General features: G+C 70.9%; 12 protein-coding genes. 7 read left to right on the top strand and 5 right to left on the bottom strand.

Translation table 11 applies throughout. The features are described from left to right. Both ACZ6NZ_RS19785 and cofD read right to left on the bottom strand, forming a co-directional pair. Nucleotides 1–1,086 (bottom strand): coenzyme F420-0:L-glutamate ligase, encoded by a 1,086-nt coding sequence (locus ACZ6NZ_RS19785; RefSeq protein WP_366610388.1) that lies wholly within the window; start codon nt 1,084–1,086, stop codon nt 1–3. Continuing rightward, nucleotides 1,083–2,030, bottom strand: a complete 948-nt coding sequence (gene cofD / locus ACZ6NZ_RS19780) for a 2-phospho-L-lactate transferase (RefSeq protein WP_465859450.1) — start codon at nt 2,028–2,030, stop codon at nt 1,083–1,085. The genes ACZ6NZ_RS19785 and cofD overlap by 4 nt, the downstream gene beginning before the upstream one ends. Nucleotides 2,031–2,127: 97 nt before the next feature. Between cofD and ACZ6NZ_RS19775 the strand changes: the two genes are divergently transcribed. The 6 genes from ACZ6NZ_RS19775 to ACZ6NZ_RS19750 all read left to right on the top strand — a co-directional run bounded on the left by ACZ6NZ_RS19775 (nt 2,128) and on the right by ACZ6NZ_RS19750 (nt 8,960). Beyond that, nucleotides 2,128–3,171, top strand: coding sequence for a hypothetical protein (locus ACZ6NZ_RS19775; RefSeq protein WP_465859449.1), 1,044 nt, complete (start codon nt 2,128–2,130; stop codon nt 3,169–3,171). A 294-nt stretch (nt 3,172–3,465) separates the two neighbouring features. Then, the gene (locus ACZ6NZ_RS19770) at nt 3,466–6,009 is read left to right on the top strand and encodes a bifunctional FO biosynthesis protein CofGH (protein WP_465859448.1); all 2,544 of its coding nucleotides are present in this window, start codon (nt 3,466–3,468) and stop codon (nt 6,007–6,009) included. A gap of 161 nt (nt 6,010–6,170) precedes the next feature. Beyond that, entirely contained in the window at nt 6,171–6,449 is a 279-nt protein-coding gene (locus tag ACZ6NZ_RS19765) for a hypothetical protein (protein ID WP_355005597.1), read from the top strand. 51 nt (nt 6,450–6,500) lie between these two features. Beyond that, entirely contained in the window at nt 6,501–7,895 is a 1,395-nt protein-coding gene (locus tag ACZ6NZ_RS19760; RefSeq protein ID WP_465859447.1) for a DUF4331 domain-containing protein, read from the top strand. Nucleotides 7,896–7,913: 18 nt separating this feature from the next. After that, the gene (locus tag ACZ6NZ_RS19755; protein ID WP_366610395.1) at nt 7,914–8,243 is read left to right on the top strand and encodes a phospholipase; all 330 of its coding nucleotides are present in this window, start codon (nt 7,914–7,916) and stop codon (nt 8,241–8,243) included. Nucleotides 8,244–8,702: 459 nt separating this feature from the next. Then, a complete protein-coding gene (locus ACZ6NZ_RS19750) occupies nt 8,703–8,960 on the top strand; it encodes a WhiB family transcriptional regulator (RefSeq protein ID WP_007455784.1) in 258 nt (85 codons plus the stop codon). 178 nt (nt 8,961–9,138) lie between these two features. Here the strand turns inward: ACZ6NZ_RS19750 and ACZ6NZ_RS19745 are convergent, their stop codons facing one another. Next, entirely contained in the window at nt 9,139–9,588 is a 450-nt protein-coding gene (locus ACZ6NZ_RS19745) for a metallopeptidase family protein (RefSeq protein ID WP_366610397.1), read from the bottom strand. A 153-nt stretch (nt 9,589–9,741) separates the two neighbouring features. Here ACZ6NZ_RS19745 and ACZ6NZ_RS19740 point away from each other — a divergent pair, with 153 nt between their 5' ends. Further along, entirely contained in the window at nt 9,742–10,110 is a 369-nt protein-coding gene (locus tag ACZ6NZ_RS19740; protein WP_124822852.1) for a DUF3499 domain-containing protein, read from the top strand. A 175-nt stretch (nt 10,111–10,285) separates the two neighbouring features. Here the strand turns inward: ACZ6NZ_RS19740 and ACZ6NZ_RS19735 are convergent, their stop codons facing one another. Then, on the bottom strand, nt 10,286–11,632 hold the full coding sequence (locus ACZ6NZ_RS19735) for an aspartate aminotransferase family protein (protein WP_465859446.1): 1,347 nt from the start codon (nt 11,630–11,632) through the stop codon (nt 10,286–10,288). 804 nt (nt 11,633–12,436) lie between these two features. Then, a complete protein-coding gene (locus ACZ6NZ_RS19730; protein WP_366610401.1) occupies nt 12,437–12,949 on the bottom strand; it encodes an Lrp/AsnC family transcriptional regulator in 513 nt (170 codons plus the stop codon). Nucleotides 12,950–13,094 lie beyond the last annotated feature (145 nt).

Below are 13,094 nucleotides of genomic sequence, written 5' to 3'. Positions count from 1 at the left end.
CTAGAGGGCGAGCGCTGCGCTCGCCGGGCTGCCGGGCGGTGGCGGCAACAGCGTCGACCCGACGCCCTGGGCGGCCAGGGCGACGCGCAGCCGGTGCAGATCGGCGCCGAAACGAACCAGACCGATCGGCTCGACGGGCGTCGGTGCCGAGCCGAGCAGCAGGTCCGCGCCGTCCGGCCAGCCGGGCATCTCGGCGACCAGACCGGCGCGTACCTCGGCCTCGTCGACCAGTGTGAAGACCGTGCCGGGGGCGACCACCTCGGCGACCGCGTCGATCGCCCGTCGCACCGCGGTCAGGTCGGCCGGTGTCGGGCCCGGACCGTCGGTCAGGGTGGCGGCGTCGGCGAGCCCGGCGGCGCGGGCCTCGGCGGTACCGAGCGAGAACAGGTCCTGCGCCGCGTCACGGATCAGCGCCCGCGCGCCACCGGCGTCGTCCGGGTCGCTGGCCGGCAGATAGCCCCGCACCACAGCGACGGGAACCTGATCGCACTTGCCCTTGATCAGCTCGCCGGCACCCGCCAGCTCGTCCACCACGGCCATCTGGGTCAACTGCAACTCGTTGCCGTACGGGTCGACCTCGCCCCGGTGGTCCCGGATGGCCGGCATCCCGGCCACCCCGAGCGCCACGTCGGTGAGCCCGTTGCGCCAGGGTCGGCCCATCGTGTCGCTGATGATCACGGCGAGGTCCAGGTCGTAGCGCTCCAGAAGCGCGTCCCGAAGAGCCCGCGCCGAGGCGTCCGGGTCGACCGGCAGCAGCACCAGTTGGGTCTTGTCCACGTTCGACGCGTCGATCCCGGCCGAGGCCATGACGAAGCCGTGGTGGGTCTGCACGATCCGGGTCGCCCCCCGACTGGCCACCACCCGTGCGGTCTCACCGGCCAGGACCTCGTCCCGGGCGGCCAGCCGCTCCGGGCCGTCCGCCGGCACGTCGACGAGCCGCCCCTCCGCCTTGGAAACGATCTTGCTGGTCACCACCAGCACGTCACCGTTGCGCAGCCACGGGGCGGCAGTCGCGATCATCGCGGCCAGATCGTCACCCTCGGTCACGTGGCCGATGCCGAGCACCGGCAGAATCTCCAGCCTCACGTCAACTCCACCGCGGCGCGGACCATGGCCGCCGTCGCCGCCTCGTCGGTCATCCGCAGCGGCACCGCGCGGACCGTCACCTCGGGCACCACAGTCCCCGCGTCCTCCTCGGCCACCAACCAACCGTCGAGCAGACCGCCGCTCGCCCGGCCGCCGTAGAGCCGACCCACCCCCGCCGCGCTGCACTCCGCACCCAGCACGGCCAGGCAGCGGTCGGCCATCCCCCGCACCGGCGCGCCGCCGATGATCGGGGAGACACCCACCACCGGCGCCGGGCCGTCCGCCACCGCGGCACGCAGCCCCGGTACGGCCAGCACCGGCGCGACGCTCACCACCGGGTTGCTCGGCGCGATCAGCACCAGGTCGGCCGAGGCGATCGCGTCCAGCACCCCCGGTGCCGGCTTCGCCGTCTCCGCGCCCACGAACACGAAACGGTGCGTGCGGATGTCGGCCCGGTACCGCACCCACCACTCCTGAAAGTGGATCGCCCGCTGACCCTCGTCGTCCTGGACCACGGCGTGGGTCTCCAGGCGGTCGTCCGTCGCCGGCAACAGACGTACGCCCGGCTCCCAGCGGCTGGCCAGCGCCTCGGTGACCGCGCTCAACGGGTAACCGCCGTTGAGCATGGTGCTGCGGACCAGGTGGGTGGCGATGTCCTTGTCGCCGAGGCCGAACCAGGTCGGCTCCGCCCCGTACGCGGCCAACTCCTGTTTGACCGTCCAGCTCTCGCCGACCCGACCCCAACCCCGTTCCGGGTCGGCGCCCCCGCCGAGGGTGTACATGACGCTGTCCAGGTCAGGGCAGATCTTCAGCCCGTGTAACCACAGGTCGTCGCCGACGTTGACAACGGCGGTCACCTCCGCGCCGACGTCACGGGCGTACGCCCGGACGCCGAGCAGGAACCGGGCGCCGCCGATGCCGCCGGCCAGAACCACGATGCGCATGTCGACCATCCTCGCGCACGTGACGCCTCCGATCCCTAGGTGGCCCGGGAGACTAGGCTCACGGTCACCTGTCCGTTGATGCCCCGAGGGGGAGCTCGTGACCAGCCCCGCCGAGCCCGCGTCCGCCGACGCGACGCAGGCCCGCCAGCTGACCAAGCCACTACGGGAGCTCGCCGCGCTCGCGCTGCTCGGCGCCAACGCCGTGTTCCTCTTCGTGGGCCTGCTCCGGCTGATCGCCCCGAACGACTACGGCTCCTTCACCGACCGCGCGGGTAGCGCCTTCTACGCGTTCGTCGGGGTGGAGGCGGTGGGCCTCCCGCTGCTGGCGGTGCTGCTGGCCACGCACATCTCGCCGGTGCTGCCGAAGGCCAAGCTGATCACGCAGGCGGCTCTCGTCGAGTACGCGGTCAGCGCACTGTTCGGCACGCTGACCATGCTGATCTGGACGGTGGGTCGGCTGGCCGAGGCCGAGGTGTTCGACGCGCTGCTCGGTGTGCTCACCCGGTTCGCCTGGATGGTGATCTTCGCGGTCGCCGCCTGGGTCGTCTACACCATCTGGCGTGCCCACTACTACGTGCCGCGAGCCAAGCCGCAGCCGGGCGTCTACGGGCAGCCCCAGCCGGGCTGGCCACAGCAGCCGGGCGGTTGGCCGGCCCCGGGTCAGCCCGGCGGCCAGCCGCAGGGTGGGTGGCCCGCTCCCGGCCAGCCCGGCGGCTACCCGCAGGCCGGTCAGCCGGGTGGCTACCCGCAGGCTGGTCAGCCGGGTGGCTACCCGCAGGCCGGCCAGTACGGCCAGCAGTCGCCGCCGTTCCAGGCCCCGCAGTCGGCCCCGCCGTTCCCGCAGTCCGCGCCGCCGTCCCCGCAGTCCGCCCCACTGTTCCCGCAGTCCGCGCCGCCGCACCCGCAGTCCGCCCCGCCGTTCCAGGCGCCGCAGTCCGCGCCTCAGGCGAACCCGGCCCCCCAGTCAGCGCCGCCGTCCCCGGCCGCGCCGCCGTTCGGGCAGCCGCCGTCGGCCGACCCCACTCAGGCGATCCCGCGCCAGTCCGCCGACCCCACCGAGGTCATCTCCAACCCCAGCGACCCCAACAACGACCGCACCCAACACATCAAGCCCAACGACCACCCCGACCAGCCCCGCTGACCCGAACACCGCGCCGATCTTGCACTTTCGGTAGTCGAAACGAGTGAGATGTCCCCTAAGTCGGGACACAAACCGCAAGATCGCGAAGCTCCGGCACCACAACTCCGTCGATCATGGAGTTGTGGTGCCGGATTCGCGCTTTACGAGACGCTTTGTCACCCACCACAACTCCTTGATCGACGGGGCGACGTGGGGCTCGTGCGCCCGGGGCGGGGGTGGCGCACGGAGCACGGCACGGCGCGGGGCTCGGTGGGGACTGGTGGGGTGGCGTCGGGCTGCGCATAGGGTGAGTGGATGGTTGATCGCACCCACTCCGGCCCGAGCGATGCGAGCGTGCGGCGGGCCCTGGGCCGGGCCGCGAACGGGCGGGCGCTGGATGTCGACGAGGCGACCGCGCTGCTGTCCGCTCGTGGCGACGCGCTGGACGAGTTGCTGCGGCTCGCCGGGGGAGTCCGCGACGCCGGGCTGCGCGACGCCGGGCGGCCGGGTGTGGTCACGTACTCCAAGAAGGTTTTCATTCCGCTGACGCGGCTCTGCCGGGATCGCTGCCACTACTGCACGTTCGCGACGGTGCCGCACCGGTTGCCGGCGCCGTTCCTGGACCGCGACGAGGTCCTGGCGATCGCCCGGGCCGGTGCCGCGCAGGGGTGCAAGGAGGCGCTGTTCACCCTGGGTGACCGGCCGGAGGAGCGTTGGCCGGCGGCGCGGACCTGGCTGGACGAACGCGGTTACGACTCGACCCTCGACTACCTGCGGGCGTGTGCGGTGGCGGTGTTGGAGGAGACCGGGCTGCTGCCGCACCTCAACCCCGGGGTGCTGTCCTGGTCGGAGTTGCAACGGCTCAAGCCGGTCGCGCCGAGCATGGGCATGATGTTGGAGACGACCGCGACGCGGTTGTGGTCCGAGCCGGGGGGCCCGCACTTCGGCTCACCGGACAAGGAGCCGGCGGTCCGGTTGCGGGTGCTTGAGGACGCGGGCCGGGTCGGGGTGCCGTTCACCACGGGCATCCTGATCGGCATCGGGGAGACCCCGGCGGAGCGGGTGGACGCGCTCTTCGCGATCCGCCGCGCGCACCGGGAGTACGGCCACCTCCAGGAGGTGATCGTGCAGAACTTCCGCGCGAAGCCGGACACGGCGATGCGCGGTATGCCGGACGCGGAGCTGCACGATCTGGCCGCCACGGTGGCGGTGGCCCGGTTGCTGCTCGGCCCGAAGGCCCGGATCCAGGCTCCGCCGAACCTGATCGCCGGCGAGTACGACCTGCTGCTGCGCGCCGGCATCGACGACTGGGGTGGCGTCTCCCCGCTCACCCCCGACCACGTCAACCCGGAGCGTCCCTGGCCGCAGATCGACGAGTTGGCCCGGCACACCGAGTTGGCCGGGTTCACGCTGCGGGAGCGGTTGACGATCTACCCGGAGTACGTGCGCGCGGGTGACCCGTGGCTCGATCCCCGGCTGCTGCCGCACGTCGGCGCCCTGGCCGATCCGTCGACGGGCATGGCGGTCGAGTCGGCGATGCCGCAGGGACGACCGTGGCAGGAGCCGGAGGAGGTGTTCGGCGGGCGGGTCGACCTGCACGCCACCATCGACACCACCGGCCGTACCGACGACCGGCGCGGCGACTTCGACAGCGTCTACGGCGACTGGTCCGAGGTCGCTGGCAAGGTCACCCCGGAGGCGACCGCCCGCCGGGCGGGCGTACCCCCGGTGTCGGCCGGGGTCGGCGCGGACCGTGACCTGACGGCCGGGTTGCGGCTCGCCGCCGACGATCCGGCGGCGTTGCTCGACCCCGCGCACACCGATGCCGCGCTGGCGCTGTTCGGCGCGGACGGGCCGGCGCTCGACGAGTTGTGCCGCCTCGCCGACGACGTGCGCCGTGCGGCGGTCGGCGACGACGTCACCTACGTGGTCAACCGCAACATCAACTTCAGCAACGTCTGCTACGTGGGCTGCCGCTTCTGTGCGTTCGCGCAGCGTGAGCGGGACGCCGACGCCTACCGGCTCTCCGTCGAGCAGGTCGCCGACCGGGCGGAGCAGGCGTGGGCCGCCGGGGCCAGCGAGGTGTGCCTCCAGGGCGGCATCGATCCGAAGATGCCGGTCACCGGGTACGCCGACATCGTGCGCGCGATCAAGGCCCGGGTGCCCGAGATGCACGTGCACGCGTTCTCGCCCATGGAGATCGTCACCGCCGCCGCGAAGGCCGGGGTGCCGATCCGTGAGTGGCTGCTCCAGCTGCGCGAGGCCGGGCTGGACACCATTCCGGGCACCGCCGCCGAGATCCTCGACGACGACGTGCGCTGGGTGCTGACCAAGGGCAAACTCCCGGCCGCCGCCTGGGTCGAGGTGGTCAGCACCGCTCACGAGCTGGGCATCCGGTCCAGCTCCACGATGATGTACGGCCACGTCGACCACCCCGGGCAGTGGCTGGCGCACTTCCGGGTGCTGGCCGGGGTGCAGGACCGCACCGGCGGGTTCACCGAGTTCGTGGCGCTGCCCTTCGTACACACGAATGCTCCGATCTATCTGGCGGGTATCGCCCGCCCGGGGCCGACGTGGCGGGAGAACCGGGTGGTGCACGCCATGTCCCGGCTGCTGCTGCACGGCCGGATCGACAACATCCAGTGCTCCTGGGTGAAGCTCGGCGACGAGGGCACCGTGGCGATGCTCCAGGGTGGCTGCAACGACCTGGGCGGCACGCTGATGGAGGAGACCATCTCCCGGATGGCCGGCTCCGACAACGGTTCGGCGCGTACCGAGGAGCAGTTGCGGGCCATCGCGAAGGCCGCCGGTCGTCCGGCGCGCAAGCGGTCGACTGCGTACGGTCACGCCCGGCCCTGACGTCGAACCTTTCCCCGCCACCGGCCGTACCACGCGATGCCGGTGGCGGTCGCGGCGAGGACCGCCGCCGGTGTCCCCTCAGGGGCCCGGCGGCGTCGCGAGACGGCACCGGCCCGTCCGTCTCCGCGGGCGCGTTCGCGCCACCGCCGGAAAGGTTGCCCATGACCAGTGATCAGCGGAAGCGGCAGTGGCCGCGACTGACCCGCCGGCAGACGTTGACCGCCGCGGCCAGCGCCACCCTCGGTGCGGCCGCGCTCACCGTGCCGGGCCTGTCGGCCGCGCAGAACGCCCCCGGCGCGGCCGGACGCGCCGACGAACCGATCGTCGTGCACCTGCGTGACGCCGACTCCGGGACGATGGACGTCTTCGTCGGTGAGAGGCGCATCGAGGTACGCGACCGCGGCCTGGCGGACCGGCTGCGGCGCGCCGCCCGGCGCTGACCCCACCTTCCGCCCCGCCATCCTGTCCCCGCCCAGTGAGGTTGGTCCGTCATGTCTTCCCACCGCGAGGCCCCGGAGATAGCCAAGGATCCGGTCGCCGACAGCTCCGACCTGTACGCGTTCGTCAGCCCCGACAAACGCGACACGGTCACGTTGATCGCCAACTACGTGCCGCTGCAGCTCCCCTCCGGGGGCCCGAACTTCTTCGAGTTCGGCGACGACGTGCGCTACGAGATCCATATCGACAACGACGGTGACGGTCGTCCGGATGTCACCTACCGGTTCGAATTCACCACCGAGATCACCAACCCGAACAGTTTTCTCTACAACACCGGTCCGATCGACTCGCTGGACAGCAGGAACTGGAACCGGCGGCAGTTCTACAGCCTGACCCGGGTGGCCGACGGCCGCGAGCACCGGCTGGCGCACAAGCTGCAGTGCCCGCCGTGCAACGTCGGCCCGCTGTCCACTCCGAAGTACGCCGACCTGGTGCGCCAGGCCACCTACTCGCTCTCCACCGGGGAGCGGGTCTTCGCCGGGCAGCGCGCCGACGGGTTCTTCGTCGACCTCGGGGCGATCTTCGACCTGGGCACGCTGCGGCCGTTCCAGCAACTGCACGTCGCGGGGAAGAAGATCTTCAAGGCCGAGGGGGAGCCGGTCAACGCCACCGACCGGATGAACGTGCACAGCATCGCCGTGCAGGTGCCGATGGAGCGGGTCCGTCGGCGCGCCAACCGCTACGGTGCCGGCGATCGGGCGTCGGTGATCGGGGTGTGGACGTCGGCGTCGCGCCGGCAGGTGCGGGTGCTCGGCGACCGGGGCGCGGCGGACACCAGCACCGGCCCGTTCACCCAGGTCTCGCGGTTGGGCAATCCACTGTTCAACGAGGTCGTCGTGCCGATGTCCAAGAAGGACCTGTGGAACTCGCTGCCGCCGTCGGAGGACAAGCGGTTCGCCCCGTTCGTCGAGCAGCCCGAGCTGGCCGCGTTGCTGCCGGCGCTCTACCCGGACGTCTTTCCCAACCTGGACAAGCTCAACAAGACGAAGAAGGCCCGGGCCGACCTGGTGGCGATCCTGCTCACCGGCGTGCCGGCCGGGCTGATCGACGGCTTCACCAACACCACGGGTGACGTGCAGGCCGACATGCTGCGACTGAACACCGCGATCCCGCCGACCAGGCGCCCGGACCGGTTCGGGGTGCTCGGCGGTGACCTGGCCGGGTTCCCGAACGGGCGGCGGGTCGGCGACGACGTGGTCAGCATCGCCCTGCGGGCCATCGCCGGGGTCACCGTCCCGTTGGTGGACAAGACATTTCGACCGGACGCGGCGGCCGCCGCGGTCACCCCGGGGCTGAGCTCCGCCGACGTGACCGCGCCGTTCCTCGGAAACTTCCCCTACCTGGGTACGCCGTACGACGGGTTCAACAACCCGTCGGCGGCGTCCTGAACGGGGCGGGGAGCGCGGATGCACGAGCACGCGTACGGGCCGACGGAGACGGGGACCGTCGTCCTCGATCTGGGCGGCGACACCGGTGCCCTGATCGTCTACACGGGTCGGGACCTGCACGGTCGGGAGATCGAGATCAGCCGCGACGACGACCGGCGGGTCCACTCGGCGGTGCGTGAGCGCCTGGTCCGCGACGGCTCGTTCCACAGCGCGGTCTATCCCGATCTGCCGAGCGGGATCTATACCGTCTGGTGGGATGATCACACGTCTGCTGGCACGGTCACCGTCCATGGTGGAGCGGTGGCCGAGTTTGTCTGGCCGAGCAGCGGTTTCGGGGTCGCCGGCTGACCTCGACGCACCTGTTTCACCACCGCGCCCCGTCCACATTGTGGACGGGGCGCGAGTGCTGTCCAAGGCTGGACGGGCGGTCTGCGCCGCACCGCGTTAACCTGTCCCCCACCCAAGATCAGCTTAGGGGTGACGATCTTTGGTGCCGGCCGGTCATGGACTCGTCGGAGAAGCGCCACGGCAGAAAAGTCGGGCAACTCGCCGGAGAGGGCGTTACTCGGCCGGGGTCTGAATCGATAGGGCAGGTTGCGAGGCTGGACGGCCCGAGTGGCCGACCGGGGGTGTCGGGAGGGCGACTCCATTATCAAGTTTGGCTTGACGGCGCACGCATTACACGCGTGTAATTTGAATGGGGTTGTTCGCGCGGAACGCAACAAAACGGGACGGGACGGACAAGCACGCCTTTCGCGTGGGGGGTTGCAGCGGCGATGACGCCGGTGCGCGACAAGGAGGCATTTGATGGACGGCCAGCTTGAGGTGGCCGACCTGCTCGGAAACGCGCCGGAGTGGCAGGAGCGGGCATTGTGCTCGCAGACCGACCCCGAGGCGTTCTTTCCCGAGAAGGGCGGCTCGACCCGCGAGGCGAAGCGGATCTGCTCGCGTTGCGAGGTCAAGACCGAGTGCCTCGAATACGCACTGGGTCACGACGAGCGGTTTGGCATCTGGGGTGGGCTCTCCGAGCGGGAGCGGCGCAAGTTGAAGCGGCGGGCCGCCTGAGCGGTGCGCGGGCCTGCCTGCGCGTGGCTCGACGGGCCGGCGTGGTTCGAGGGTCGAGGCGAGGGCTGCCTCGGCGGGTGTGCGGGTCGGGGCGGGGCTGCCGGGGGGCGGCCTGAGGTCGGGGCGGCGGGGGCCGCCCGACCGTCCGCTTCCCGCGCGGTCGGCCGTCGGGCTCGGCTCAGGCGAGTTCGTCCGGGTCGACCCCGAGAAGGTTCGCCACCTGTTCGATGATCACGTCATGGACGAGATCGGCGAGGTCCTCACGGTCCATCGCCCGGAACTCCAGGGGCCGCCGGTACAGCACGATCCGCGGCGGCACCTCCTGCCGGCCTGGGCGCCCGGGCAGCAGCCGGGCCAACGGGACCTCGCCGTCCTCCAGCACGTCCGAGTCGTAGACGTTCAAGTCCGGCGGGACGTCCTCGACAGCGAACTCGACCCCGGCCAACTCCTTGGCGAACCGACGCTCCAGCGTCTCGACGGTGTCCAGGACCAGGTCGTCGAAGACCTCGGCCTTGGTCCGCGCCAGCGGCACGGTGGCCGGAACCAGCCGCCCGCGCAGGCCGCGCCCGTGCCGGTCACGATGCCCACGCCGACCAGCGGCGGGGCGGCGGTGTTCCGGGCTCGTCATGAGGCAAAGGGTAGCGCCCGTGCCGGGCTGGTCAGCGGCAGCGCCGCTCCCGTGGCGCGGCGCGCCCAGAACGTTCGACTGTGATCACCATGACGGGCGTGTCGCAACGCGAAGCGATGCGCCGGACCCGGTAATGGAGATACCCTGCCGCACGTGAGGTCACCACGGCGCTGCTCTCGTAACGGCTGCCCCCGGCAAGCGGTCGCCACATTGACCTATGTCTACAACGAGTCGACAGCGGTGGTGGGGCCGCTGGCGGCGTTCGCCGAGCCGCACACGTACGACCTGTGCGAGCCGCACGCCCGCAGCCTGACCGCGCCGCGCGGCTGGGACGTCGTCCGGCACGAGGGCGAGTTCGAACCGCCGCCGCCCACAACGGACGACCTGGTCGCGCTGGCCGAAGCGGTCCGCGAAGCCGCCCGCCCGGCCCCCCGCCCCCCGGAGCCGGACCAGAGCCGTCCCGAGAATCCCCACCAAACCGGCCGCCGAGGCCACCTCCGAGTAATCCCCCCCAACCACTAACCCCCACGCCCACCAACCCGCCGCGCCCCCTTCCGGCCCGGCCGGCCGGCCGCGCCTTCCTTCCGGCGTTGATCATGAAGTTATTGCCCCGCCCCTCGGCGTGTCGTGGCAATAACTTCATGATCAACGGGGCGGGGGCGGGGGCGGGGGTGGGGGTGGGTGGGGGTGGGTGGGGTTAGAGCTTGGTCCAGGCTTGGGTCAGGACTGCGCGGAGGGTCTGCTCGATCTCGTCGAAGTGCTGCTGCTGCGCGATCAGGGGTGGGGCCAACTGGATGACGGGGTCGCCCCGGTCGTCGGCCCGGCAGTAGAGGCCCGCCTGGAACAGGGCGGTGGAGAGAAAGCCGCGCAGCAGGCGCTCCGACTCGGCCTCGGTGAAGGTCTCCCGGGTGGTCTTGTCCTTGACCAGTTCGATGCCGTAGAAGTAGCCGTCACCGCGGACGTCGCCGACGATCGGCAGGTCGTGCAGCTTCTCCAGGGTGGCGCGGAAGGCGTCCTCGTTGGCGCGTACGTGCCCGACCAGGTCCTCGCGGGCGAACACCTCCAGGTTGGCCAGCGCCACCGCGCAGGAGACCGGGTGCCCACCGAAGGTAACCCCGTGGGCGAACATGCCAGTCTCGGTGAGGAACGGTTCCATCAGTCGGTCGCTGGCGATCATCGCGCCCAGCGGGGCGTAGCCGGAGGTGATGCCCTTGGCGGTGGTGATGATGTCCGGCTGGTAGCCGTAGCGCACCGCGCCGAAGTATTCACCCAACCGCCCCCACGAGCAGATCACCTCGTCCGAGACGAGCAGCACGTCGTACGCGTCGCAGATCTCCCGTACCCGTTCGAAGTAACCGGGCGGTGGTGGGAAGCACCCGCCGGAGTTCTGCACCGGCTCAAGGAAGACCGCGGCGACCGTGTCCGGGCCTTCCCGCTCGATGGCCCGCCCGATCTCGTCGGCGGCCCAGCGGCCGAACGCCTCGGGGTCGTCGCCGTGTTCGGGCGCCCGGTAGAAGTTCGTGTTCGGCACCTTGATCGCACCCGGCACCAGTGGCTCGAAGTCGCTCTTGATGCCGGGCAGGCCGGTGATCGACAGGGCGCCCATCGAGGTGCCGTGATAGGCGATGTAGCGGCTGATCACCTTGTACTTGTTGGGCTTCCCGGTGCGCTTGAAGTAGGCGCGGGCCAACTTCCACGCCGCCTCGACGGCCTCGGAGCCGCCGGTCGTGAAGAAGATCCGGTTGAGGTCGCCGGGGGTGAGCGCGGCGATCCGCTCGGCCAGCTCGACGGCCTTCGGGTGCGCGTACGACCAGAGCGGGAAGTAGGCCAGCTCGCCGGCCTGCTTGGCGGCGGCCTCGGCCAGCTCGGTGCGGCCGTGGCCGGCGTTGACCACGAAGAGCCCGGCGAGCCCGTCCAGGTAGCGGCGGCCCTGTGCATCCCAGACGTACGCTCCCTCGCCGCGCACGATGGTCGGCACCTCACCGGCGGAGTAGCTCGCCATCCGGGTGAAGTGCATCCAGAGGTGGTCGGTGGCGTTGGCCATGTCAGCCCCATCGGTCGTCGGGCCGGTCAAAGGGGTGAGGCCGGCCGCTCTGCCAACGGTTATCGCACAGCCGAGACCTCTAGGGCAAGTGTTATCGGCGGTTCCACGGTCAGTTGGCGACGGATTCAGTGTGAAGGCGTCACAGCAGCAACGGAATCCGTACTGCTGCCCGCCCGGGTGATCATCGGGCGGCGGGGTGGACGTGTGCTGCTGGCGGCCTTTGGAGCTGAATCGCTTGCGACATCACGGCTGCCCGTCGGGGTGGCCCTGGTTCGGTGTCCGTTGCTCTTTGCGGGTACGCCTTGCGGATCGCCGAATCGACTGCGACATCACGGCTGCCGGTCGGGGTGGGCCCCGGCTCGTCGCCCGTTGCCCTCCCGGGTTCGCCTTGCGGATCGGCGAATCGGCTGCGACATCACGGCTGCCCGTCGAGGTGGGCCCTGGTTCGGTGTCCGCTGTCCTTCCGGGTTTGCCCTGCCCATCGCCGAATCGTTTGCGACATCAGCTCCATAGGGGTTGCCCGATGGTGGTGCCTCCCTCGGCCGCCGGCTCGATCCACACCGGTTCGCTGAAAACGCGGTGTCCGGACGTGGTGGATACCGCGATATCGGTGAAGTCGAGTGGATCAACCGCGGGGAGGGGGCCTCGCGGGGGAGGGGGCCTCGCGGGGCCGGGGAGGCGCGGGATGGAGGTTGGGAGGGGTGGGTCTTGGGTCGGGGAACGTGCGGGCTGGAGGTCGGGAGGGGTGGGTCTGAGGCGGGGATCCGCCTGGGCGTCGTTCGTCGGTGCGGTGAAACCGGGGCGTCAGGCCGTACCCCAGGTGTAGGTCTGCTTGCGCAGCTTGAGGTAGACGAACGCCTCGGTGGAGAGCACCCCGGGCACCGCGCGCAGCCGTTGCAGGATCTCCAGCAGGTGGTCGTCGTTGCGGCAGACCACCTCGGTGAGCAGGTCGAACGACCCGGCGGTGATCACCACGTAGTCGACCTCGTCCAGTTCGGCCAGCCGGTCCGCGACCGCCTCCAGGTCGCCGTCGGTGCGTAGGCCGACCATTGCCTGCCGGTTGAAGCCGAGCTGGAGCGGATCGGTCACCGCCACGATCTGCATCACGCCGGAGTCGAGCAGTCGCTGCACCCGCTGGCGGACCGCCGCCTCGGACAGCCCCACCGCCTTGCCGATCGTCGCGTACGGGCGGCGGCCGTCTTCCTGGAGCTGCTCGATGATCTGCTTGGCCACGTCATCCAGCAGAGCGTGATTGGCGCCTTCACGGACAGCGACGCGTCGACCGCCGTTGCTGTTCTCGTGCTGCCGGTTTGTCATTGCCCGCTCCCCATGTCCCGAATCGTGATGTCGCGCGTGTATCCCGGCGTAGTCTGGCGTATTTCGTCGTACATCGCTATTCCCGCAACGGAATCCCTTGTAAGGGAGGTCACCTCATGTCAGGATCAGTCGTCCATGGCACTTG

It is taken from the genome of Micromonospora sp. NPDC047756, assembly GCF_055587245.1.
This window is presented reverse-complemented; position numbering and strand designations above follow the sequence as displayed.